The sequence below is a fragment of the Amycolatopsis sp. NPDC114504 genome, assembly GCF_055633595.1.
This window is the reverse complement of sequence record NZ_JBVKDU010000003.1, coordinates 1456139-1478222: the sequence shown is the minus strand read 5'-3', so window position 1 is coordinate 1478222 and position 22084 is coordinate 1456139. Positions and strand designations below refer to the sequence as shown.

Sequence of the window (22084 nt, the reverse complement as noted above, 5' to 3'; positions counted from 1 at the left end):
CTCATCCGTGCTTTACGCGTTTCTCGGGACGAACCTCACCCGGAACGTGACCTGCCACTGCTTGCCGGTGAGGAGGAACTCGTCCGTCCCGGGCACGGCGGCGATACCGTTGAGCACGTCTTCCGCGCCGGTTATGTTCAGCTGCGCGCGCAGCTGACCTGCGTCGATCGTCCCGGTGACGTGTCCGGTGGCGGCGTCGACGCGCAGGATGGTGTCGGTGTGCCAAACGTTTGCGTAGACGTCGCCGCCGACGCACTCGAGTTCGTTGAGCTGATCGCGTCCGACGTCGACACCGCCGGTGACGGCGAAGGTCTTCGGGTCGCGGAAGGTCAGCCGGGACGAGCCGTTACTCATGACCAGCCGGCCGTCAGCCTGGTGGCAGAGCCCCCAGCCTTCGCCGTCGTATTTGACCCGGCGCAGCTCGGCGAGGGTCGTCGAGTCACGTTCGATGGCGAAGCCGTCCTGCCAGGTGAGCTGCCAGAGCGTCGGGCCGAGGACGGTGACGCCCTCGCCGAAGAGGGGCGCGGGGAGGGTGGCTGTGACTTTCGGCGGCCCGCCGGCCGGGCCCGCGGTGAGCGTCGACCGCCCTTCGAGGCCGGTGCTCTCGTAGAGGGTGTCGCCGGCGAACTCGAGGCCTTCGGTGAAGGCGGCGGGGTCGTGCGGCAGGGTCGAGACCACCTCGACGGTCAGCTGTTCGGGGCTCGTGTCCTGGCCGGGGGCACTGGCGCAGCCGCCCAGCGCGGCGGCCACCAGCAGCGTGGTGATGATCGGCGTGCGCACATGAACAGCCTGGCACGGGCGCCGAGGATGCGTGCGGCACAATTGGCCACATGACGCTGCTGCTGACCCTCGATGACGGTTCCGTGCAGCGCAAGCTCGCCGATGCGGTGGAGTTCGCGCGCGCGGCAGTGCTCGACGAAACGCCCGGGGAGCAGATCGGCGCTCATGTGGGTGTTTCCCATGAGGACGCGGTCACGGCGAGTCACCTGTTCGAGGCCCAGGTGCCCGGCCACCGCGGCTGGCGCTGGTGCGTGACGGTCGCCTTGGCGGGCGACGACGAGCCGGTGACGGTCAGCGAAGTCGTGTTGGTACCGGGCCCGTCGGCGCTGGTCGCGCCGGCGTGGGTGCCGTGGGAGCGCCGGGTGCGCGCGGGCGACCTGGGCGTCGGCGACATCTTCCCGACGGACGAGAACGACCCCCGCCTGGCCCCGGCGTACCTCCAGTCGGACGACCCGGCGGTGGAGGAGGTTTCCCGCGACGTGGGCCTGGGAAGGGTCCACGTGCTGTCCCGTTTCGGCCGCACGGACGCGGCGGCCCGCTGGCACGGCGGCGAGTTCGGCCCCCGCTCGGACATGGCGCGCAGCGCGCCGGACGTGTGCGGGACGTGCGGGTTCTTCGTACCGTTGGCGGGCTCGCTGCGCGGAGTGTTCGGAGTGTGCAGCAACGACATCTCCCCGGCGGACGGCCACGTGGTGGACGTGGAGTACGGGTGCGGAGCGCACTCGGAGGTCGAGGTCGAGGTGACGTCCTCGATCCCGGTGGCGGAGCTGGTGTACGACGACTCGCTGTTGGACTTCACGCCGTCGGAGGTGGCGGAGGCTGCAGCGGCGGAGCCGGAGACGGCGGTCGCGGAGGCGGACGTGTCGCCGGCGGAGGTGGAGCCGGAGGTTATCGGGGTGGCGGTGGCTGGGTCTGAGGCTGCCGGTGTGGTCGCGGAGCCGGCGGTGGTTGAGGCTGCCGACGTGGTTGGCGAGCCGGTTGCAGCCGATGCGGCGCAGGCTGAGGCTGCCGGTGCGGTTGCGGAGCCGGCGGTGGCTGAGCCCGAGGCGGCTGAGCCGAGTGCGGTCGCGGAGCCGGTTGCAGCCGATGCCGAGCCGGCGCAGGTTGAGGCTGCCGGTGTGGTTGCGGAGCCAGTGGTGGTTCAGCCGGAGGCGGCCGGATCTGAGGCGGCCGATGTGGTTGCCGAGCCGGCGGTGGTTGAGCCCGCGGCAGCTGGGTCTGAGGCGGCCGACGTGGTTGCCGAGCCGGTCGCCGCTGAGGCCGAAGCGGCTGAGCAGAATGCGGTTGCGGAGACGGTTGCGGCTGGTGTCGAGCCGGCGCAGGTTGAGGCTGCCGGTGTGGCTACGGAGCCCGAGGCAGCTGAGCAGAGTGCGGCCGATGCCGGATCGGCGCAGGTCGATGCGGCCGCTGTGGTTGCCGAAGCGGTTGCGACCGAGCCTGGCTCGGCGCAGGAGCAACCTGCCGAGCCGGTCGTCGCCGAGCCCGAGGTGGCCGGCGTGACTGCTGAGCCGGTGGTGACTCAGCCCGAGGCGGCCGATGTGGTTGCCGAGCCGGTTGTGACCGAAGGTGAAGCGCCCGACGTGGCGGAAGCCGAGCCCGCCGGGGCGGCTGATGTGGCTGCCGGTGCGGTGGACTCCCAGCAGACCGACGCGACGGTTCCCGAGACCGAGCACGCCGATGCCGCGGAGGCGGCTGGTGTGGTTGCCGAGCAGGGGCCGGCTGAGGCGGCCGCCGAGCCGCTGGTTGCCGAGGTGGCTCCCGTCGAGGCCGAGCCAGCTCAGGCTGAGGTCACCGATGCGGTTGTTGAGGCCGCCGAGGCGGAGGCCGCTCAGGACGAGGTTTCTGCGAGCCGGGACACCGCGCCGGTCGATGAGTTGCCTGCCGCTGCTCTCACCGACAATGTGGTCACCGAGACCGCCCCCGTCGACGATGTGCAGGCTGATGGTGAGCAGCGGCGCCTCTGAGCCGCACGGGGCCGATCCCTTCGGCACCGCGCGGCTTCGGGACTCCACCCTGCGTGCCTGGCAGGACTCGCCCACTCGGCTGCTCGAGGACACCAACGTCGAGCAGGACCTGCGCGTTGGGGCCTACCGGGATCGGCTCTTCGTCGAGCTTGCCCAGAATGCCGCCGATGCCGCCATGGCCGTCGGGCGGCCTGGGCGGGTTCGGGTGTCCCTTGTGGACCGGGAACTCAGGTTCGCCAACACCGGCGCTCCGCTTGACGCTCGTGGCGTTGCTTCCCTTGCCTCGCTGCGGGCGTCCGGCAAAACCGGGGACACTGTCGGGCGCTTCGGTGTCGGGTTCGCCGCCGTTCGCACCGTTTCCGACGCCCCCAGCGTCGTCTCCACGACCGGTGGCGTCGCCTTCTCCGCCCAGGAAACCCGTGCTGCCGCCAACATCGACGGTGACGTTCCCGTCCTGCGGCTGCCTTGGCCGGTCGAAACCAGCCCGCCGGATGGCTTCGACACCGAAGTCCGGTTGCCGCTCCGGGATGACGTCGATGGACGGGCTCTTCTCGATCAGCTTGGCGAAGACATCGGGGACCTGCTTCTCGCTCTGCCGTGGCTGGCCGAGGCCGATGTGGACGGTCGCGTTTGGACGCGAACTTCCGACGGCGACTTCGTCGATATCCGGGGCCCGCAAAAGGAAACCCGGTGGCTGACTCAGCGTGGTGACGTCGTCTGGGCGGTGCCGGTCGACTCCGAGGGTGTCCCGAAGCCGCTGGACGAAGATGTTCTGCACGCGCCCACCCCGACTGACGACGGGCTCTCGCTGCCCGCCAGGCTGCTCGCCTCCTTGCCTGTCGAGCCTTCGCGCCGCCGGGCTTTGCCGGGGGCTGAGCTGAACAAAGCCCTCGAGAATGCCGCCGCAGAGTATGTCCAGCTGGTCAGGTTGCTGCCGGCGGAACAGCGGTTCGCTCTCGTTCCTGTGCCGGGGTTTCCCAAGTCCACTGTGGATGCGAAGCTGCGCGACGAAGTGATCGCCAGTCTCAGTGCCGAGCCTTGGCTGTCCACTCAGGACGGTGGTGAAGTCGCCGGGCGGCAGGCCAAGGTGCTCGACGTCGATGTCCCCGGTTTGCCCGAGCTGATCGCTGACGTCGTTCCCGGACTGCTCAAAGGCGCCGCGCCGGCCAGTGTGCTGAAAGCCGTTGCCGTGCAAGTCATCAGCATCGAAGAAGTTCTCGAGACGCTGACCGGCGTCGCCAGGGAGCCGAGCTGGTGGCACGACGTCTACGCGGCGCTCGGCCGGGCTGTCGAGTCGCACGCTCTCGCGAGTGAACGGCTGGACGGGCTGCCGGTTCCCCTTTCCGACGGCCGGACGCTGCCCGGTGCGCGGGGTTGCCTGCTCGTCGAGGGTTCGGCCGAACTGCTCGAACTTCTGTCCGATGTGGACATTCCGGGGCTGCGGCTGGTGCACCCCGCCGCGTCGCACCCGTTGCTGGAACGCTTGGGTGCCAAGCAAGCCGACGCTCGTGAGCTGCTCAACGCCGACCAGCTGCGAGATGCCGTCGAACGCAGCGTCGAAGACGTCAAGTCCGGATTGGACGGTACGACGCTCGCGGGCGCCGTCCTCCGGCTGGTCGCCGACTGCGGGGACGACGCCCCGCGGTGGGTCGGGGCCCTCGCCCTGCCCGCCACCGACACCTGGCGGCGGGCCGACGAACTCGTGCTTCCGGCGTCGCCGCTGCTGGACGTCTTCGATGAAGAAGTCTTCGACGAGGACGGTGCGCTCGACGTCCTCGACGAGGACTTCGCCGAAGACTGGCCTGATGACACGCTCAAGGCCGCCGGTGTCCTCGACTCGTTCGCGCTGGTCACCGACGACGAGCCGCACGAACCCGACCACGACCTGCCGGACGAGGAAGCCTGGTGGGACTCGCTCCCCGCGCCGCCGTCGACGCTCGTCGCCATTCGGGACCTCGATCTCGTCGGCGATGACGCCTGGCCCGCCGCGCTCAAGCTGCTCGCCGCGCGTCCGGAAACGTTGCACGCCCTGCGTGTGCCGAACGGGCACGCGGCCTGGTGGATCGCGCAGTACGCCGTGCTCGGCGGGCTCGCCCCGAGCGAGTGGCGCCTGCCCGGCGCCGACCTCGCCGGGCTTTACGACGAGGTTCCCGAGCTTGGCCTGAGTGAGGATCTGCTCAAGACCGCCGGGGTGCGGACCGACCTGATGCTGTCCAGTGTGGACGAAGCCGAGGACGTCCTGAAGCGGCTCGCCGATCCGGATCGGACGATCTCGGCCGGACTGGCCACGCGCGCTTACGACGCCGTCGTCGAGTCCGGGTTCGGGCCCCGGCCGCCGGAAGCGGTCCGGGCCGCCGATGGGTCCGTTGTGGACGGTGCGCTGGTTCTCGACGTGCCTTGGGTCGCCGGGGCGCTGGAACCCGACCAGTACGTCGTCGCGCCCGAGGAGCCGGAACGCCTCGCGGACCTGCTCGACCTTCCGCTGGCCAGTACCGAAGAAGCCGCGGTGACCAGCGAAGGCGAGTACGCGTCCTGGGCCGAGCTGCCCGCGCTGAAGCTCGTCGCCGACCAGCTCGGCATCCGGCTGCCCGCGGGCGGCGTCCTGGTGCACGACCCGCTGACCGTGTCGATCCAGGGTGGTGTCCACGACGTCCAGTGGTGGTCCGACGGCCGGCTGCACGCGCCCGACACGTCCGAGGGCCTGGCCCGCGCGTTCGCCTGGGCGGCCGAGCGCTGGCCCGACCGGCACCTCATCACCGCACTGCTCGACGACCCGTCACCGCGGACGCTGCTGGCGTAAGCGCGAACAGCGTAAGCGCGGACAGAGCGGACAGTCTCAGAGCCGCTGCGCCGACTTCGAACCCCGGCGGGCGGCGGCGCGCTGCCAGCCGATGATCGCCAGGCCGATGAACCCGAGCACGAACCCGGAGAGCGCTGTCTCCACCCACAGCCCCGAAGTCGTGAAGAAGAGCACCACCAGCGCGACAGCCCAGATCGAAGTGCCTACGATCACCACCGGCGTCAGGTCGGTCAGCTTCTTGGGCAGCTCCGGCGTGTGCCGCAACGAGCCCGTAACCTCCGGTGGATTGATCGGTTCACTCACGTGGTGAAGGCTACTCCGCAGCAGCGACAGAATGGGCAGGCCAATGGCGGAGCAGGAGACGACCCGCACCGGGACGTCCACACTGGACCGGTTCTTCAAGATCACCGAACGGGGGTCGACCGTCCCGCGCGAGCTGCGCGGCGGACTGGTCACCTTCGTCACGATGGCCTACATCGTGGTGCTGAACCCGCTGATCATCGGCAGTTTCTCGGCCGGTGACGCGGGCGCGCACAAGGACCTCCTCGGCGGCATCCTGCCCGTTTCGCAGGTCGCCGCCGTGACGGCGCTCGTCGCCGGCGTGATGACCATCCTGATGGGGCTGGTCGCGAACTACCCGTTCGCCATCGCCACCGGCCTGGGCATCAACAGCCTGGTCGCGGTCACCATCGCCCCGCAGATGACCTGGCCCGAAGCGATGGGCCTGGTCGTCATCGAGGGCGTCATCATCGTCGCGCTCGTGCTCACCGGGTTCCGCACCGCGGTGTTCCGGGCGGTGCCGGCGTCGCTGAAGTCCGCGATCGCCGTCGGCATCGGCGTGTTCATCTGCCTGATCGGCCTGGTCGACGCGGGGTTCGTGCGCCGGCTGCCGGACGACGCCCACACCACCGTCCCGGTCGGCCTGGGCATCAACGGCTCGATCGCCTCCTGGCCGACCGCGGTGTTCGTCGTCGGCCTGCTGATCACCGGCGTCCTGGTCGTGCGCAAGGTCAAGGGCGCGATCCTCATCGGCGTGCTGTCCTCGACCGTGCTGGCCATCGTCGTCGAGGCGATCGTCAAGGCCGGGCCGTCGCAGGGCACGAACCCGAAGGGCTGGAACCTCGGCTACCCGGCGCTGCCGGACCAGGTCGTCGGCCTGCCGAACCTCTCGCTGGTCGGTGACGTCTCGTTCGGCGCCTGGACGCGGCTGCCGATCATCACCGTCTGCCTGCTGGTGTTCACGCTGGTCCTGGCCGACTTCTTCGACGCGATGGGCACCATGACCGGCCTCGCGAAGGAGGCCGACCTGCTGCCGAAGGACGGGCAGCTGCCCAACGTCGGCAAGGCGCTGTTCGTCGAGGGTCTCGCGGGCGCGGCCGGCGGCTTCGGTTCGGCCAGCTCGAACACGGTGTTCGTCGAATCGGCGGCCGGCATCGCCGAGGGCGCGCGGACGGGCCTGGCGAACATCGTCACCGGCGTGCTTTTCATCGCCGCGATGTTCCTGACGCCGCTCTACCAGGTCGTGCCGGTCGAGGCGGCCGCGCCGGCGCTGGTCGTCGTCGGCGCGATGCTGATGGCGCAGGTCCGCGACATCGACTTCACCGACTACTCGATCGCGCTGCCCGCGTTCCTGACGATCGTCGTCATGCCGTTCACGTACTCGATCGCCAACGGCATCGGCGCCGGCTTCGTCAGCTACGTCGTGATCCGCGCGGCGACCGGCAAGGCGCGCCAGGTGCACCCGCTGATGTGGGTGATCGCGGTGGCGTTCGTCGCGTACTTCGCGGTCGGGCCGCTCCAGGCGGCGTTCAGCTGATCAGCCCGGGGCACTGACGTGCATCGCGGCGTCCAGCACGCCGCGGTTGCTGTCGAACTCCTCGGGTGGCGCCTCGTAGCGGATGGTGACGAGGCTGTCGCCCGCGCCGAGGCCGATGACGGTGACCCGTTCCGGATAGCTGCCGTCACGGAGGTAGGTGTAGTCCCATTTCGCCGCGTCCCCGTTCCCGAAGTCGCCGGCCGCCACGGGCGTGACGACCGAGCCGTCTCGGTGCGCCTTCGCGGCCAGGGCCTGGAGTCCGCTCAGCGCGTCCTCCTGCGTGATCGGCACCTTGTCGGTCTCCAGCAGGAGGTGGCCGCTGCGGTAGCTCGCGCGGTCGTTCTCGTGGGTGACGGTCCAGCCCGAGGGGACCGGGATCTGGATCGACCAGCCGCGTCCGCCGGCGACGTCGGGGAAGTTGTAGGCCTCCATCGACTGCTGGGTGATGTACGGCGTTGTCGTCGTCGTCGGCGCGGGCGGCGGTGGGGCGGCCGCCGGAGCGTCTTCGCCGCCCCAGAACTGCGCCGCCACGATCGCCACGGCGGCCGCGCCGACCACGGCCGAGCCCACCAGCTTCTTGTTCATCGAACCCCCAGTCTCCGAGGAGAGGACGCCTGGGGGTCGCGGGGGTTGCGGTGGAGATCACCCGTGCGGGCGAAGTTTCGTAAGGTATGCTAACTATATGTCCGGCGACACGCACGAACGCTCCTTGGCGAGCCGTCTGCGTCTCGCGGTGGTCCGGCTCAACCGCCGGCTGCGGGCACAGCGCGTCGGGGACGACCTCACGCTGACTCAGGTCGCCGCGCTGTCCACCCTGCACAAGTGCGGTGCGCTGACCCCGGGTCAGCTCGCCGCGAAGGAAGGCGTCCAGCCGCCCTCGATGACGAGGGTGATCGCCGCGCTCGAGGAGATGAAGTTCGTCGAGCGGCGCCCGCACCCGACCGATGGCCGGCAGGCCATCGTCGAGCTGTCCGCGAGCGGACTGGCCTACGTGCAGCGGGCCATCTCCGTGCGGGAGGCGTGGCTGGACAGGCAGCTGGCGGAACTCGGCGACGAAGAGCGCGAAGTGCTCTCGAAAGCCGCCGAAATCATAGACAGGATGGCGGGGAACTAACCACGGTGACGGCCACGGGTAGCGAAATCACACGTTCCATCGAGACCACTGCTACCCGGGACACGGCACCACCGCCGTCCGCCTCGCCACCATCCCCTTCGAAGCGCGGCAGCATGTTCGCGTCGCTGCGGATCCGCAACTACCGGCTGTTCTTCACCGGCCAGGTCATCTCGAACATCGGCACCTGGATGCAGCGCATCGCCCAGGACTGGCTGGTGTTCACCCTCAGCGGCAACAACCCGATCGCCCTCGGCATCGCGGTGGCGCTGCAGTTCGCGCCGACGCTGTTCCTCTCGCTGTGGGCCGGCGTCCTCGCCGACCGCGTCGACAAGCGGCGGCTGCTGATCTGGATCCAGGCCGCGGCGTGTTCGCAGGCCGTGGTGCTCGGCGTCCTCGACATCACCGGGCTCGTGGCGCTGTGGCAGGTCTACGTCCTGTGCTTCACGCTCGGCATCACCGCGTCGCTCGAAGTGCCGACGCGGCAGTCGTTCGTCGCCGAGATGGTCGGCCGGGACCAGATCGCCAACGCGGTCGCGCTGAACTCGTCGATCTTCAACATGGCGCGGATCGTCGGACCGGCGATCGCCGGGTTCGCGATCACGTGGATCGGGACCGGCTGGTTGTTCATCGCGAACGCGGTCAGCACGGTCGCGGTGATCGCCGGGCTGATCCTGATGAACCCGGACAAGCTGTTCCGCGTCGCCGCGGTGCCGCGTGAGAAGGGGCAGCTGGCCGAGGGCCTGCGGTACGTCCGGCGGCGCTCGGACCTGATGACGGTGATGGTGCTGGTGCTGTTCGTCAGCACGTTCGGCATCACCTACTTCAGCTCGCTCCCGATCGTCGCGGCGAACGTCTTCCACACCGCGGCCGACGGCTACGGGCTGCTCTCGACACTGGTCGCGGTCGGCACGTTCACCGGCGCGATCATGTCGGCCCGCCGCGGGACGAAGGGCCGGCCGCGGGTGCGGCTGATGCTGGTGTCGGCGTTCTTCCTCGGCGTGTTCGAGCTGATCACGGCGTTCATGCCGACTTACCTGACGTTCGGCCTCGGCCTGATCCCGCTCGGCTTCGCCACGATGACGTTCCTCAACACGGCGAACGCGCTGGTGCAGACCTCGGTCAGCCCCGAGATGCGCGGCCGCGTGATGGGGCTGTACGTGCTGGTGCTCATCGGCGGCAACCCGATCGGCGGCCCGATGGTGGGGTGGATGGCGCAGGCGTTCGGCGGGCGGTCTCCCTTCTACATCGGCGGCGCGGTTTCGGCGCTGGCCGCGGTGGTCTGTGCGGTCGTGCTGATCCGGCGCGGTGGGGTTTCCTGGCCGGTGCAGCGGGGGTTCGGGCTCCGGGTGCTCAAGCGGGCGAAGGTCTAGCGGCCGAGGAGCGGTGGCACCACCTTCTCCGCGAGCTTCCGGATCCCCGGCGTGGTCCGGTCGAGGTCGTACAGCCTTACCACGAGGGTCTGCTGGGAACCGTCGACGAGCTGGACTTCGATGACGCCGCCCGGCTCGCTCACGTCCGCCGGGCGGCCCGCGAAGCTGTCGCCGAAGGTCTTCGTCGTGCTGTCCGCGCTGTACGAGAGCTCGGCTTCGACTCCATTGCTCTTGTGCTTGCACGTGCCCGGCCAGGCGGGCTCGACTTGGTCGAGAGGGACCGCCAGACCCCGGGCCAGCTGGGTGCAGAGCTGCCGCATGATCACCGGATAGGCGGCATCGGCGATACCCGTGCCGGGGATCGGGGCCATCTCAGGTGGGTGCAGCCGCTCCGCCTCGTTCGGCAGTGACGGGCCCGGAGTGGTGATCGCCGCGACCATCGCGGTGCCCAGCTCCTCCGCCATCCCCCGGAAATCACGTTCGTCGCGGCCGCTCGCCTTGCTCGCGACCCGGAGCTGGAGTTCGGGTGCCGCCCACTCGTCGTCGATGTCGGCGAGCCGGACGTTCAGCATCGCGTCGAAGGCGGGGCTGACGGGGCTCTTGGCCATCGTGCCCCGGTGCCCGGCGACCGTGACTTCGGCCGGTTCGACTCCGGGGGCCGGAACCCGGTCCCAGGTGTTCGCGCTGACGTCCAGGTCGGCGGTGACCACGTGGCAGGCCCCGGACGACACCTCGCGCAGGACCGGGCCGCCCAGCACCCTGCGCCAGGTCTCTTCCGGGACGGCGTTGCAGAGCACCTGCCCCGAGCTCCTGAACGGCAGCGTCGCGGCCAGCTCGCCGGTCGGCATCGGGACCGGCCGGAGCGCCTCGCCCTGCGCCGTCGGCCAGACGGGTGGCAGTGCCCTCGGCGCCTCCTCCGGCGCATCGCGGTTCAGGAACCAGGCCAGCCCGAACAGCAGTGAGAAGACCGCCGTCAGCGAGACGGCGATCAGCACGGTGCGGTCTTTCTTCATCCCCCTCATGTTCACGGCGTAACCGTATCGGCACGCACCGACAGAAAAGGGCGCTCAGCTCACCCGGACGAGTGAGATCCGGGTCTCGCGAGCGGACCTCTTGTCTGAGAGGTGAGGTTAGGCTAACCTCATACATGTCCGCTTCGTGGTGGGAGCGGCAGTCAGTTCGGGAACGGACGGAGCCCCGGCCCTGGGAACCCCAGGCCGGGGCTTCGTTCACTTCACGGCAGTGTCGGGCTGAGCGCGCCGCTCGTCAAGGGACTCTCACCCGGTGGCGTGGGCAGTCGCGTCAGCGGGAGGCCGAAGTAGACCCGGTACGCCATGCGGATCGCGGCTTCCGTCGGCAGCGCGACCTCGTGCCGGACGCCTTCGACCGTCTCGATCAGCCGGTCGCCCGACAGCGTCACCCGGCCCTGGGACGTCGGGCGGGAGCACGTCAGGGACTTCGTGAAGTGGGACTCCGGGGACGTCGCCTGCCACCACGCCATCGGGACGAAGTCCGAGAGCGGCCGCGGACGGCGCTCCAGCCGGTACTGGGGCTTGCCGTCCTGCACGACGTCGATGTCGCCGTGGGGTGCGTCCAGGAGCAGGAACTCGCCGTCCGGATCGGACTGGGCGTCCACGCCGGACAGTCGCAGCGGGTGCCGGGAGAACCGGCCGAAACCGACGTCGACCAGCCACGGCTCGTCGAGCTCGACGATGATCGCCGCGTGGTCCAGGGGCGGGCCGAGGGTGCCGTCCGGGCGGAAGACCTGGGCCGCGTGCAGGGAAGCGGCGAACCCGAGTTCGCGCAGCAGTGCCGCGAAGAGGCCGTTGAGCTCGTAGCAGAAGCCGCCCCGCCGGCGTGCCACGATCTTGTCCGCCAAGGCTTCTTCGTCCAGCACGACGGGCTCGCCGAGGTGGATGCTCAGGTTCTCGAACGGGACCGTGGCCAGGTGGTGTTCCTGCAGCCGGCGCAGGGTGGCCAGGTCGGCCGCCGCGGGCCACGCGACACCGAGGCGGGCCAGATACGCGTCAACGTCCATGGGTTCACTCTCACACCTCGACCGCACTCGAGGTCAAGCGATTTCACCCGGTGACGAAAAACGGGGCCCTCCCGTGAAGGAGAGCCCCGTTGCCGGAAGAACTCAGCCGAGCAGCAGGCCGTTGCCGCCGGCGACGGCGTTGTCGAAGCGCTTGGAAATCTCGGCCCAGTTGTAGATGTTCCACAGGGCCTCGACGTACTTCGGCTTGACGTTCTTGTAGTCCAGGTAGAACGCGTGCTCCCAGACGTCGACCAGCAGGATCGGCACGGTCGGCAGGACCAGGTTGTTGTGGTGGTCGCGCAGCTGCTGGGTGATCAGCGTCTTGCCGATCGGGTCCCAGGAGAGCGCGGCCCAGCCGTTGCCCTGGATCGTCGTCGCGACGGCGGTGAACTGCGCCTTGAACTTGTCGAAGGAGCCGAACGCCTCGTCGATCGCGGCCGCGAGCTCGCCGGTCGGCTTGTCGCCGCCTTCGGGCGACAGGATCTTCCACCAGACGACGTGGTTCGCGTGGCCGGCGAGGTGGAAGGCCAGCGTGGTCTGCAGGCCGACGATGTCGCCGAAGTTGCCGGCGTCACGGGCTTCCGCGATCTTGTCGAGCGTGTCGTTCGCGCCCTTGACGTAGGTCGCGTGGTGCTTGCTGTGGTGCAGCTCGTTGATCTCGCCGGAGATGTGGGGCGCCAGGGCGCTGTAGTCGTAGTCGAGATCGGGGAGCTCGTAGCGGGCCATTGGCCCTCCTTCTGTCTTCGACACAAGTTTCCGGTATCGAACCTAGTAGCACACCGCCCTCCGCGGCGAGCGGGGGCGCGTGGGTCGTCACTGCGTGGGACGACCGGCTCGATAGTGGCGTACCCGAGGGTCCGCCACCCGAAACCGAGCCTGCTACCTGGACCTAACTGGAGGTCAACGACCTGTGACGACGATCATTCAGGCGCGGTACTCGTCCAGCCGCGAGGCCAGCTCCTCGAACACCGCGACGTTGCATTCGAACGCCACCAGCGTCTCGTCGATCACCCGCGCGCGCTCGGCCTCGTCCCACGGCGCGCTGTCCAGCTTCGCGCGGTACCGGTCGCGGAAGCGGGGCGCGCTGCCGATCCCGTCGAAGTGGTAGAAGAGCGTGCCCGCCTCGGCGACGTCGTACGTCTTCTCCAGCAGCCGGCGGATCGCCTGGCCGCCCGCGATGTCGCCCAGGTAGCGCGTGTAGTGGTGCGCCACGTACCCGCCCGCCCACGAAGACGCTTCGCCGACGCGCGCGACGTACGCCTGCGTCGAGGCCAGCGGTGCGATCGCCGTGCGCCAGTCCGGGCCGACCAGGTGGGCGAGGTCACGCTCGAGGTGGGGCAGCCGTCGCAGCTCGTCGAACACGAACTCGCTGCCGATCGGGTGACCGGCCATGCGGTCGCTGGCCGCCTCGATCGCGCTGTAGATGAAGTAGTACTGGATCGCCAGCTGCGTGTAGCCCTCCTGCGTCAGCTCACCGCCGAGCAGGGCGCGCATGTACGTCGAGTAGTTCGCCTTTTCGTGCACCTGGAGCGTCGACGCGCGCAGGGTCGCCGAGAACGGGCGAGCGTCCGTGGTCACCGACATGGGGCAGCCTCCCGGCGATCGATCTGACACGCTGTCAGAAAGATCGTAGGGCATTTCTCCGGCTTAGGCTACCCTAAATCGCAGCTCCGACCGCTCGGAGCACGAATCGCACCGCGGCCTCGACGACGTCTCCCAGCTGCTCGGGGGGCCCGTCGACCAGCGTCCGGTTGCCCAGTGCCGCGGTGATCATCGGGATCAGGACGTCCGGGTCCTCGGCCGGCCAGCGTCCGAGGTCGACGCCGCCGGCCAGGATCGCGCGCAGCCGGTCGGTGATCGGGTCGGCGTGCGCGCTGATCCGCCGGTACGCCGCGGGTGCCAGCGCCGACGCGAGCGCCGTGCCCGGCGGCATGTGGTACTCGGCCAGCACGCGCAGCTGCAGCCGGACGAACGTGGCGAGCTGCTCGACCGGGTCCGCGTGGGCCTCGACGGCTTCGGTCAGCCGCGTGACGTACCGCGCGGCTTCGTCCTCGACGAACGCGACGAGCAGGCTTTCCTTGTCGGGGAAGTGGTTGTACAGCGCGGTCCGGCCCACCCCGGCCGCCGAGGCGACCCCGGCGAGCGTGATCGCGTCGAAGCCGCGTTCGTACAGCTGGGCGCGCAGGACTTCGAAGACCCGCGTGCGGACCTCGCGCCGGTGGGCTTCGAGCGACTCACCGAGAATCTTCGGCATCGGCTCAGGCTAGCGCTCAATCACCCAGCTGCCAGGTGTGCACCGGCTCGCCGGACTCCGACAGCTCCAGGTAGCGCCCGAGCATCCGGGTCAGCGCCGTCTCGCGGTCGAGCCCGCGTTCCTGCGCGCGCAGGACGTAGTCGCGCTGCCAGGTCGCTCCGGTCCGCCGTGCGAGGCACCGGCGCTCGATGATGCCGAGGTAGCGCTCGCGGGCCTCGTCGGAGACGTCGGAGCGGCGCAGCCCCTCGTGGGCGAGCGGCAGCAGCACGCGCAGCGCCAGCTCGTCCGGCGGGATCCAGCCGATGCCCGGCCAGTACAGCTGCGCCTCGAAGCCGCGCCGCGCGCCGGCGTACAGGTTTTCCTCCGCGGCCTGGAAGGACATCTGGCTCCACACCGGGCGTTCCGCCTCGGCGAGCGCGCGCTGGGCGCCGTAGAAGAACGCCGCGTTCGCGACGGTGTCGACGACCGTGGGCCCGGCCGGCAGCACCCGGTTCTCGATCCGCAGGTGCGGCAGGCCGTCGACGACGTCGTACACCGGGCGGTTCCAGCGCCAGATGGTGCCGTTGTGCATGCGCAGCTCGGTGAGCTTCGGCGCTTGGCCGGCGTCGAGCGCCTCGATCGGGTCTTCGACGTCGGTTTCCGGGAGCAGGCCGGGGAAGTAGCGGACGTTCTCCTCGAACAGGTCGAAGATCGACGTGATCCAGCGCTCGCCGAACCACACCCGCGGCCGCACGCCCTGGTTCTTCAGCTCCTCCGGCCGGGTGTCGGTCGCCTGCAGGAACAGTGGGATGCGCGTCTCGTGCCAGAGCGCCTTCCCCAGCAGGAACGGCGAATTCGACGCGAGCGCGATCTGCAGCCCGGCCAGGCACTGTGCCGCGTTCCAGTGCGCCGCGAACTCTTCCGGCGCGACCTGGAGGTGCAGCTGCACGCTGGTGCAGGCGGCCTCCGGCAGGATCGACTCCGCGTAGCTGCGCAGCCGCTCGGGCGGGTGGCCCGCCAGCGGCGCGCCTTCCATCGCGAGCACCGTGCGCTCGCCGCGCGCGGCGAAGATCTGGTCGTTCAGCGTGGCGTACCGGGTCTTGTTGGTGAGCCACTTCTGGTCGAAGTGCTCGTGCTTCAACGTCGGCAGGATGCCGATCATCGCGAGCGACGACCCGGTGTCACGGGCCTTCGACGCCGCGGTCGCGAGGTACGCGCGAAGGTCGTCTTCGAGCTGGAGGGCCGAATCGCCGGCCAGCGGCCGCGGCGGCACGTTCAGCTCGATGTTGTGCTGGCCCAGCTCGGTGGTGAACGACGGGTCGTCGAGCGCCTCCAGCACGGCGGTGTTCGTCATCGACGGGCGCAGCTCGCGGTCGACCAGGTTCAGCTCGACCTCGAGGCCGATGTTCTTGCGGGGGAAGGAAAAACTGCCGTCGGTGAGCATGCGGGCCAGCGTGTCCAGGCATCGCTGCACCTTGCGGCGGTACCGTCCCCGGTCGAGCGTGTTGAACGGTTGAGCCGCGAGGTCCATCCCCATGACCATCCCTGCTTTTCGTCGGCGTGGAACTAGGACGTGTTTCAGGTCCCGGCGGACAACCGTTACACAGCCGATGCAACCGGGCTAGCGGCCAAACTGGTGCTCTCTGTCACGGGGGGTTAACCGAAAGCAAAATACCCCCGTTCGTACCACCCCCGGCTCGACGTTCGGACCAGTGAAGCGCCTGGCAAGCGGATGACAGACTGGACGGATGGGCCTGATCCACATCGCCGAAAGCGGCGACCCCAGGGTCGACGATTTCCGGCACCTGTCCACAGCGGACCGGCGCCCGGACCGCCCGGGCGGCAAGGGACTCGTCATCGCCGAAGGCACCGTCGTGGTGTCCCGGCTGCTGGCGTCCCGGTACCCGGTGCGGGCGCTGCTGGGCGTCGAACGGCGGTTCGCCGAGCTGGCCGACGACCTCGCCGGGCTCGACGTGCCCCGGTACGCCGCTTCCGCGGAGACGATGGCCGACGTCGTCGGCTTCCACCTCAACCGCGGGATCCTCGCCGTCGCGGACCGGCCGGCGCCGCTGACGGTTTCCGAAGTCGTCGCGGACGCCGGCACGATCGCCGTCCTCGAAGGGGTGGGGGACCACGAAAACCTCGGCTCGCTCTTCCGCAACGCGGCCGCGCTCGGCGTCGGCGGGGTGCTGCTCGGGCCCGGCTGTTCCGACCCGCTGTACCGGCGCAGCGTGCGCGTGTCGATGGGACACGTCCTGCGCGTGCCCTTCGGGTACCTGACGGACTGGCCGGGCGGGCTCGACGACCTGAAGGCGCGCGGGTTCGCCGTCGCCGCGTGCACACCGCGGCCGGGCTCGGTCCCGCTGCGCGAACTGCGGGCGCACGCGCCCGGCCGGGTGGCGCTGCTGTTCGGCGCGGAAGGTCCCGGACTGACCGAAACGGCGTTGGCGGCGGCTGATCACGCGATCCGGATACCCATGCCGGCCGGAGTCGACTCGCTCAACATCGCGACGGCCGCCGCCGTGGCCTTCTACGAACTCGCCCGGGCCGACTAAGGTTTCGATTCGAGGCGAAACCGGCGCGAAAGGACACCATGGAGCTGCGGATCCGCGGTGAGCGCGCGGTGCTCGCCGGACCCGGTGGGGAGCAGGCGCGCGAGGTCGACCCGCACAAGCTCGCGATCGGCTCGGACCTCGCGCAGGCCCTGCACGAATGGGCGCGCGTCGCGTCCGCGGTTTCCGCCGACTCCGGGGCCGAAGCGGGCGCGGTCGTCTCGCAGCGCGGCCGTCAGCTGGCCGGCCGGCTCGCCTCGGTGATGGGCACGACCGTGCGGTTCGTGGACCCGGTGACCGGCGCCGACACGGTCGTCGAACCGCCGCCGCGGCCCGAGGCGCGCGGCCACCGGCTCGTCCGGACGGTGCTCGGCCCGTCGGGCCCGCCCGGGGAGCCGACGCCGTGGCTGACCGGCCTGACCGTCTCGGCGTTCATCGCGGCCGTCGTCGTGGTGGCCATGCTGGCACTGGCCTCGACGCTGGCCCGCGAGACCAGCGGCTGGCTGGCGCTGGTGGCGTCGGTCGTCGTGACGGCCGGGATCACGCCGTCGCTGTGGCTGATCCGCCGCACCCCGATCCTGCGCTGGGCCGCGTACGGCGCGGCGGGCGGCGTCGTGATCGCGTGGGTCGGCGTGCTGGTGATCGCCTTCTAGCGGTACCGGACGTAGGTGACGAGCGTGCCCTGGGCGCGCGTCGCGGTCTGGGAGCGGAAGGCGTAGCCGTGGTAGCCGGCGATCCGGGCGACGAGCTCGGGGGAGACGTCGAACTGGCCGGTGAAGAAGCTGACGCTGGGCCGCCCGGTGAACTCCCCGGCCAGCCACCCGACGCGCGTGGACCGGGGGAAGACCCGCAGCACCCACAGCAGCGGGGGCACGCCGAGCACCGTGAGGCTGAACCCGATGGCCGAGAGGTGGGTGTCGCCGGTGATCGCGGCCGTCACGACGCTGCCGCCGAGGCACAGCACGACCCACACCGCCGGGGCGACGAAGCCGGCCAGCGACATCCGGAACCGCCGCGGGGCCGGCGGGGCCGCCGAGGGACGGCGCAGCAGCAGGATCAGGTCGGTGGGGTCGGTGAACTCCGCGACGGGCGAGAAGCCCTCCTCGCCGGCGACCGCGGCGATCCGGGCCGGCGGCAGCTTCGCGTGCCGGACGCTCACCCACAGCTCGGCCCGGCCGTCGAGGTGGTTGCGCAGCCACTGCTCCCGGTCCGGAGCGCCGGCCGGTGGCTCGAAGCGCGGCGGGGTGAGGAGGGCGTGCGGCGTGCCGAACACCAGGCCGGGACGGCACTTCACGAAGAGGTGCGACGTCTCGTTGCGCCCGGTGATGACCGGGCCGCCGTAGAAGTAGCCGTACCGCGAGGCGACTTCGGCGAGCAGCTCCGTGGACAGCGAGACCGGGTAGGGGACGGCGGCTCGCGGCCGTCCGTCGAACTGCGCGTCCAGCCAGGGAAGGCGCGGGGAGCGGCCGGCGACGACGCGCGTCGCCACCGAGCCGATGACCATCGCCAGCAGAGCGCCGGAGATCAGCAGCAACGGCCCGAGCGCCCACCGCGTCAGCTGTCCCCAGACGACCGCGGTGAGCATCGAGGCGGCGAACAGGGTGCCCAGTGCGAACCAGACGTGCTGCCGGGTGATCCGCCACGCGGTGCGCGGCCGCAGCTCCTCCTCGGGCAGGCCGGTGCGGCGCAGCAGCAAGAGCCGGTCCGTGGGGTCGGAAGCCTCGGCCACCACGGCCATCCCGGCGGCCGCCGCGACGTCGCCGACGTCCGCCCGGCTCAGCCGCAGCCTGCGCAGGCTCGCCCAGAACTGGTCCTGCCCGGCCAGCAGCTTCCCGAGCCGGCGGCGGCCGGCGGCTGTGCCCGGGCCGCGGTCGAAGTGCGGCGGGAACCAGCCGGGTGCGAACTCGAACCGCAGCGTGCCGGACTGGTCGGGCGGGGTCTCGCGGTACCGGCGGGCGGCCGCGACCTGCCGGACGACGGCGGGCTCGAGCGCCCACAGCAGCGGCGAGACCTCGACCACCGGCGCGCCGGAGAACGCCCCGAACTTCAGCTCGCCCTGGCGGAGCAGCCAGGCCTGCTCGCCGGGCGACGTCGTCGCCGTCACCACCGGACATCACGCTGCATGACCGATTCCTCCCTCAGCGTGACATCGTAACCTGGCGGCATGCGGCAGCTGGACGCTTTGCGGAAGTTGTGCCTGGCCCTGCCCGAAGCGACCGAGCGGCTCAGCCACGGGTCGCCGGCGTGGTTCGTGCGCGGCAAGAAGACGTTCGTCATGTTCGCCGACGACCACCACGGCGACGGCAGGCTCGCCTTCTGGTGCCCGGCGCCGCCCGGCGCGCAGGAAGAGCTGGTGCGCACCGAGCCGGGGCGCTTCTTCCGGCCGGCGTACGTCGGGCACCGCGGCTGGCTGGGCGTGCGGCTGGACGTCGACGTCGACTGGGGCGAGATCGACCGGATCGTCCGCGAGGCCTACCGGCAGGTGGCCCCGAAGACGCTCGCGGCGCAGGTGGAGCAGGCCTAGCCGCGCTGCGAGCGGACCCCGAGGAGCACGTCCTCCCAGGACGGCACGATCGGGTGGTTCTTCTTGGCCTTCGGCCGCGGCTGGTCGGTCGCGGTGTCCTCTTCGGGATCGGCCGGGACGCGGGGGATCTCGCGGGTGTCGTCGTCCGGGTCCGGCTCGGCGGCCGGCAGCTCGGCGTGGTCCTGCGGCGGCACCGAGTCCAGCGTCGGCTGGAACTCCGCGTCGCGGGCCGGGTCGAGGGCGCGGACCGTGCGGGGCGCGCGGTAGGCGTTCGGGTCGAGCAGGACCTCGGCGTTCTCGTCGAGCGCCACGACCGTGCCGCCGTGCGCCCCGGGTGCGAACGCCCAGTGCGCGCGGTTGTCCGACCGCCCGGCCTTCCAGCTCAGCACGACGACCCAGCGGCCGTCGTCGCCCTTCCAGGCGTCCCAGGTGGCCTTCGAGTAGTCGTGCCCGCGGACGCCGAAGCCGTACGCGACGACCTCGCCGAGCGTCTGCACGTCGGGGCCGTCTTCACGGACCGGGTGCGCGCTCTGCGCGAGCTCGGCGGTCCGGGACCGCTCGAGGAGCACGGGGTAGGCGTAGCGCTCGACGCGCTGCTCCGAAATCCCGGCGCCGCTCGCGACTTGCTGGACTGATTCGCCGGCGCGGATTCGCGCCTGGATCTCGCGTGGCCGCATCTGGCTCTCCAACTCGATTTCGATCTGGCCGAGGCGGGTGATGTCTCCCCGCGCCGCCGCGCGCAGTCTCTCATCGGCCGGGAGGAGGAAGCGCGTACCGCTCGCCGAGTCTTCGCACACGATGGACTTACCGTCCTCGTGCAACCCGACTACCCGAAGCGTGCGCATTGTTCGCCTTCCCCGATGCTTCACCGTTGTGGGTGCCCACGTTAGAACGGCGCGTCGGCTTGACGTGCGAGGCGCGCCGAGTCCATGCAGAACTGCCCACTGTTCAATTCGCGACGTCCGCATCATGGATCACCCAGGTCAGCGGCCGCCGGGTGACACGCCGGACACGGTCAGTCACGATCGAGTGGATCACGACGGCGGCAGGCGGACCAGCACCGTCAGACCGCCGCGACGGCCCGGCTGAGCCTCCGCGTACCCGCCGTGCGCCTGGGCCACCGACCGCACGATCGACAACCCGAGCCCCGCGTTGCGCGTGTCGCCGGTCCGCTCCGAACCGACCCGGCGGAACGGCTCGAACAACGTCGGGACGGCTTCGGGCGGCACCACCGGTCCCGAGTTCCGGACCTCCAGCGCCGGGTCGCCGCGGGCCTCGACGTACACCCAGCCGCCCGACGCGTTGTACGTGATCGCGTTGACCAGCAGGTTCGTCACCAGGCGCTCGAGCAGCACCGGGTCGCCCGCGACCACGCGGGGCCGCAGCCGCGTCTCCACCTTCACCCCCGCCGCGGCCGCCTGGGCGGACGTCGCCCGGACCACCGAGGCCACCACGTCGTCGAGCCGGACCGGGGCGCGCGCGGTGAGGCCGCGGTCGCTGCGGGCCAGGACCAGCAGGCCCTCGATCATCCGCTCGCTGCGCTCGTTCGTGTGCAGCAGGTGCGTGCCGAGCTTCCGCAGCTCAGGCGTCACTTCGGGGTCGGCCATCGCCACCTCGACCAGCGTCCGCTGCACCGCCAGGGGCGTCCGCAGCTCGTGCGACGCGTTCGCGACGAACCGCTTCTGGCTGTCGAACGACTCCGCGAGCCGGTCGAGCATGCCGTCGAACGTGTCCGCCAGCTCCTTCAGCTCGTCGGGCGGCCCCTTCAGGTTGATCCGCCGGTCGAGCTTGCCCGCCTCCAGCCGCCGCGCCGTCGACGTGATGTCGTGCAGCGGCCGCAGCGCGCGGCCCGCCATCAGCCAGCCGAACAGCACGGCCAGCGCCGCCGTCGCCACCAGCGCGATCGCCGAGCCGACGACCAGCGTGGACAGCGTCGAGGAGCGGTATTCGTCGAGTGAGCCGCTGACCAGCCGCATCGCGACGCCGGCCGCGGGCACCGTCTGCGCCGGGACGCCGTAGGTCAGGTCGGCCGAGCCGACCGTCGACAAGGCGACCCGGGCCGGGTCCGGCAGCGTGCTCTGCACCAGCAGGTAGTTGATCACCACGAGCACCAGCCCGGCGAGCAGGAACAGCGCGCCGTACCAGGCGGTGAGCTTCGCGCGGACCGAGAAGCCGTTCACGGCGTGCCGAACCGGTAGCCGGCGCCCGGCACGGTTCCGATCACCGGCGGGTCGCCGAGCTTCCGGCGCAACGTCATCACCGCGACGCGCACCGCGTTCGTGAACGGGTCCGCGTGCTCGTCCCACGCCTTCTCCAGCAGGTCCTCGGCGCTGACCACCGCGCCCTCGGCCCGCATGAGCACCTCGAGCACGGCGAACTCCTTCGGCGAGAGCAGCAGGAACCGGCCGTCGCGGGCGGCCTGGTGACGCGGCAGGTCGAGCACGACGCCGTCGCGTTCCAGCACCGGCGGCAACGCGGGCCGCGCGCGCCGCGAAAGCGCCTGCACCCGGGCGACCAGCTCGGCGAACGCGAACGGCTTCGTCAGGTAGTCGTCGGCGCCGAGGCCCAGGCCCGCGACGCGGTCGGTGACGTCGGCGGCCGCGGTCAGCATCAGCACGCGGGCCTCGCCGCCCGCCCGGACCACCGCCGCGCACACGGCATCGCCGTGCACCTTCGGCAGGTCGCGGTCGAGGACCACGACGTCGTAGCCGTGCACGCCGACCCGCTCCAGGGCCTGCTCGCCGTCGTAACAGACGTCGACGGCCATCGAAAACCGCCGCAACCCCTCCGCCACGGAGTCGGCCAGCAGCCGTTCGTCCTCCACCACCAGCACCCGCACCCGCCCAGTCTGCGCAGGAGGGCCATAAGGACCGCATAAGCGACGTCGCTTAGC

At 70.8% G+C, this 22084-nt stretch carries 21 protein-coding genes; 8 read left to right on the top strand and 13 right to left on the bottom strand.

What is annotated here, in order from left to right:
* Positions 1-12: 12 nt before the first annotated feature.
* Positions 13-780, bottom strand: coding sequence for a glutaminyl-peptide cyclotransferase (locus ACZ7PG_RS28485; RefSeq protein WP_470242107.1), 768 nt, complete (start codon positions 778-780; stop codon positions 13-15).
* A 50-nt stretch (positions 781-830) separates the two neighbouring features.
* On the opposite strand from ACZ7PG_RS28485, the gene ACZ7PG_RS28480 reads away from it, so the two are divergent.
* Together ACZ7PG_RS28480 and ACZ7PG_RS28475 are read left to right on the top strand one after the other, a co-directional pair.
* Positions 831-2744, top strand: coding sequence for a DUF3027 domain-containing protein (locus ACZ7PG_RS28480; RefSeq protein WP_470242106.1), 1914 nt, complete (start codon positions 831-833; stop codon positions 2742-2744).
* On the top strand, positions 2722-5544 hold the full coding sequence (locus tag ACZ7PG_RS28475; RefSeq protein ID WP_470242105.1) for a sacsin N-terminal ATP-binding-like domain-containing protein: 2823 nt from the start codon (positions 2722-2724) through the stop codon (positions 5542-5544). Before ACZ7PG_RS28480 ends, ACZ7PG_RS28475 begins: the two co-directional genes overlap by 23 nt.
* 36 nt (positions 5545-5580) lie before the next feature.
* On the opposite strand, the gene ACZ7PG_RS28470 is transcribed toward ACZ7PG_RS28475, so the two are convergent.
* Entirely contained in the window at positions 5581-5808 is a 228-nt protein-coding gene (locus ACZ7PG_RS28470) for a DUF2530 domain-containing protein (protein WP_470242439.1), read from the bottom strand.
* A gap of 82 nt (positions 5809-5890) precedes the next feature.
* On the opposite strand from ACZ7PG_RS28470, the gene ACZ7PG_RS28465 reads away from it, so the two are divergent.
* Entirely contained in the window at positions 5891-7360 is a 1470-nt protein-coding gene (locus ACZ7PG_RS28465) for an NCS2 family permease (protein ID WP_470242104.1), read from the top strand.
* Here ACZ7PG_RS28465 and ACZ7PG_RS28460 read toward each other — a convergent pair whose 3' ends face one another.
* Positions 7361-7945, bottom strand: a complete 585-nt coding sequence (locus ACZ7PG_RS28460) for a hypothetical protein (protein WP_470242103.1) — start codon at positions 7943-7945, stop codon at positions 7361-7363.
* Positions 7946-8042: 97 nt separating this feature from the next.
* On the opposite strand from ACZ7PG_RS28460, the gene ACZ7PG_RS28455 reads away from it, so the two are divergent.
* Together ACZ7PG_RS28455 and ACZ7PG_RS28450 are read left to right on the top strand one after the other, a co-directional pair.
* The gene (locus ACZ7PG_RS28455; protein ID WP_470242102.1) at positions 8043-8474 is read left to right on the top strand and encodes a MarR family winged helix-turn-helix transcriptional regulator; all 432 of its coding nucleotides are present in this window, start codon (positions 8043-8045) and stop codon (positions 8472-8474) included.
* A 113-nt stretch (positions 8475-8587) separates the two neighbouring features.
* Positions 8588-9844: an MFS transporter gene (locus ACZ7PG_RS28450; protein WP_470242101.1), complete on the top strand. Its 1257-nt coding sequence runs from the start codon at positions 8588-8590 to the stop codon at positions 9842-9844.
* On the opposite strand, the gene ACZ7PG_RS28445 is transcribed toward ACZ7PG_RS28450, so the two are convergent.
* From ACZ7PG_RS28445 to ACZ7PG_RS28420, 6 genes are all read right to left on the bottom strand, one after another.
* Positions 9841-10857 (bottom strand): hypothetical protein, encoded by a 1017-nt coding sequence (locus ACZ7PG_RS28445; RefSeq protein ID WP_470242100.1) that lies wholly within the window; start codon positions 10855-10857, stop codon positions 9841-9843. The genes ACZ7PG_RS28450 and ACZ7PG_RS28445 overlap by 4 nt on opposite strands.
* A gap of 221 nt (positions 10858-11078) precedes the next feature.
* On the bottom strand, positions 11079-11882 hold the full coding sequence (locus ACZ7PG_RS28440) for an arylamine N-acetyltransferase family protein (RefSeq protein WP_470242099.1): 804 nt from the start codon (positions 11880-11882) through the stop codon (positions 11079-11081).
* A gap of 102 nt (positions 11883-11984) precedes the next feature.
* Positions 11985-12608: a superoxide dismutase gene (locus ACZ7PG_RS28435; RefSeq protein ID WP_247017949.1), complete on the bottom strand. Its 624-nt coding sequence runs from the start codon at positions 12606-12608 to the stop codon at positions 11985-11987.
* Positions 12609-12806: 198 nt separating this feature from the next.
* Positions 12807-13466, bottom strand: coding sequence for a biliverdin-producing heme oxygenase (locus ACZ7PG_RS28430; protein ID WP_470242098.1), 660 nt, complete (start codon positions 13464-13466; stop codon positions 12807-12809).
* Between the two features lie 73 nt (positions 13467-13539).
* Entirely contained in the window at positions 13540-14136 is a 597-nt protein-coding gene (locus ACZ7PG_RS28425) for a TetR/AcrR family transcriptional regulator (protein ID WP_470242097.1), read from the bottom strand.
* Between the two features lie 16 nt (positions 14137-14152).
* Positions 14153-15652, bottom strand: a complete 1500-nt coding sequence (locus ACZ7PG_RS28420) for a glutamate-cysteine ligase family protein (RefSeq protein ID WP_470242096.1) — start codon at positions 15650-15652, stop codon at positions 14153-14155.
* Positions 15653-15863: 211 nt separating this feature from the next.
* Between ACZ7PG_RS28420 and ACZ7PG_RS28415 the strand changes: the two genes are divergently transcribed.
* Together ACZ7PG_RS28415 and ACZ7PG_RS28410 are read left to right on the top strand one after the other, a co-directional pair.
* Entirely contained in the window at positions 15864-16670 is an 807-nt protein-coding gene (locus tag ACZ7PG_RS28415) for a TrmH family RNA methyltransferase (protein ID WP_470242095.1), read from the top strand.
* 38 nt (positions 16671-16708) lie between these two features.
* Complete coding sequence (locus ACZ7PG_RS28410; RefSeq protein ID WP_470242094.1) at positions 16709-17320, top strand: DUF2537 domain-containing protein; 612 nt, start codon at positions 16709-16711, stop codon at positions 17318-17320.
* Here ACZ7PG_RS28410 and ACZ7PG_RS28405 read toward each other — a convergent pair.
* A complete protein-coding gene (locus ACZ7PG_RS28405) occupies positions 17317-18774 on the bottom strand; it encodes a hypothetical protein (protein ID WP_470242093.1) in 1458 nt (485 codons plus the stop codon). The genes ACZ7PG_RS28410 and ACZ7PG_RS28405 overlap by 4 nt on opposite strands.
* 57 nt (positions 18775-18831) lie before the next feature.
* Between ACZ7PG_RS28405 and ACZ7PG_RS28400 the strand changes: the two genes are divergently transcribed.
* Positions 18832-19191: an MmcQ/YjbR family DNA-binding protein gene (locus ACZ7PG_RS28400; protein WP_470242092.1), complete on the top strand. Its 360-nt coding sequence runs from the start codon at positions 18832-18834 to the stop codon at positions 19189-19191.
* On the opposite strand, the gene sepH is transcribed toward ACZ7PG_RS28400, so the two are convergent.
* The 3 genes from sepH to ACZ7PG_RS28385 all read right to left on the bottom strand — a co-directional run bounded on the left by sepH (position 19188) and on the right by ACZ7PG_RS28385 (position 22030).
* Entirely contained in the window at positions 19188-20036 is an 849-nt protein-coding gene (sepH, locus tag ACZ7PG_RS28395; RefSeq protein WP_470242091.1) for a septation protein SepH, read from the bottom strand. The two genes, ACZ7PG_RS28400 and sepH, sit on opposite strands and share 4 nt — an antisense overlap.
* A gap of 189 nt (positions 20037-20225) precedes the next feature.
* Positions 20226-21371, bottom strand: coding sequence for a sensor histidine kinase (locus ACZ7PG_RS28390; protein WP_470242090.1), 1146 nt, complete (start codon positions 21369-21371; stop codon positions 20226-20228).
* Complete coding sequence (locus tag ACZ7PG_RS28385; protein ID WP_400895625.1) at positions 21368-22030, bottom strand: response regulator transcription factor; 663 nt, start codon at positions 22028-22030, stop codon at positions 21368-21370. The genes ACZ7PG_RS28390 and ACZ7PG_RS28385 overlap by 4 nt, the downstream gene beginning before the upstream one ends.
* Positions 22031-22084 lie beyond the last annotated feature (54 nt).

What these genes read in the sequence shown, in the direction of transcription:
- ACZ7PG_RS28480 (WP_470242106.1), top strand. Translation starts at nt 831, where the DNA reads ATGACGCTGCTGCTGACCCTCGATGACGGTTCCGTGCAGCGCAAGCTC.
- ACZ7PG_RS28445 (WP_470242100.1), bottom strand. Translation starts at nt 10,857, where the DNA reads ATGAAGAAAGACCGCACCGTGCTGATCGCCGTCTCGCTGACGGCGGTC.
- ACZ7PG_RS28400 (WP_470242092.1), top strand. Translation starts at nt 18,832, where the DNA reads ATGCGGCAGCTGGACGCTTTGCGGAAGTTGTGCCTGGCCCTGCCCGAA.
- ACZ7PG_RS28455 (WP_470242102.1), top strand. Translation starts at nt 8,043, where the DNA reads ATGTCCGGCGACACGCACGAACGCTCCTTGGCGAGCCGTCTGCGTCTC.
- ACZ7PG_RS28435 (WP_247017949.1), bottom strand. Translation starts at nt 12,608, where the DNA reads ATGGCCCGCTACGAGCTCCCCGATCTCGACTACGACTACAGCGCCCTG.
- ACZ7PG_RS28415 (WP_470242095.1), top strand. Translation starts at nt 15,864, where the DNA reads ATGGGCCTGATCCACATCGCCGAAAGCGGCGACCCCAGGGTCGACGAT.
- ACZ7PG_RS28475 (WP_470242105.1), top strand. Translation starts at nt 2,722, where the DNA reads ATGGTGAGCAGCGGCGCCTCTGAGCCGCACGGGGCCGATCCCTTCGGC.
- ACZ7PG_RS28460 (WP_470242103.1), bottom strand. Translation starts at nt 7,945, where the DNA reads ATGAACAAGAAGCTGGTGGGCTCGGCCGTGGTCGGCGCGGCCGCCGTG.
- ACZ7PG_RS28440 (WP_470242099.1), bottom strand. Translation starts at nt 11,882, where the DNA reads ATGGACGTTGACGCGTATCTGGCCCGCCTCGGTGTCGCGTGGCCCGCG.
- ACZ7PG_RS28425 (WP_470242097.1), bottom strand. Translation starts at nt 14,136, where the DNA reads ATGCCGAAGATTCTCGGTGAGTCGCTCGAAGCCCACCGGCGCGAGGTC.
- ACZ7PG_RS28410 (WP_470242094.1), top strand. Translation starts at nt 16,709, where the DNA reads ATGGAGCTGCGGATCCGCGGTGAGCGCGCGGTGCTCGCCGGACCCGGT.
- ACZ7PG_RS28450 (WP_470242101.1), top strand. Translation starts at nt 8,588, where the DNA reads ATGTTCGCGTCGCTGCGGATCCGCAACTACCGGCTGTTCTTCACCGGC.
- ACZ7PG_RS28430 (WP_470242098.1), bottom strand. Translation starts at nt 13,466, where the DNA reads ATGTCGGTGACCACGGACGCTCGCCCGTTCTCGGCGACCCTGCGCGCG.
- ACZ7PG_RS28420 (WP_470242096.1), bottom strand. Translation starts at nt 15,652, where the DNA reads ATGGGGATGGACCTCGCGGCTCAACCGTTCAACACGCTCGACCGGGGA.
- sepH (WP_470242091.1), bottom strand. Translation starts at nt 20,036, where the DNA reads ATGCGCACGCTTCGGGTAGTCGGGTTGCACGAGGACGGTAAGTCCATC.
- ACZ7PG_RS28465 (WP_470242104.1), top strand. Translation starts at nt 5,891, where the DNA reads ATGGCGGAGCAGGAGACGACCCGCACCGGGACGTCCACACTGGACCGG.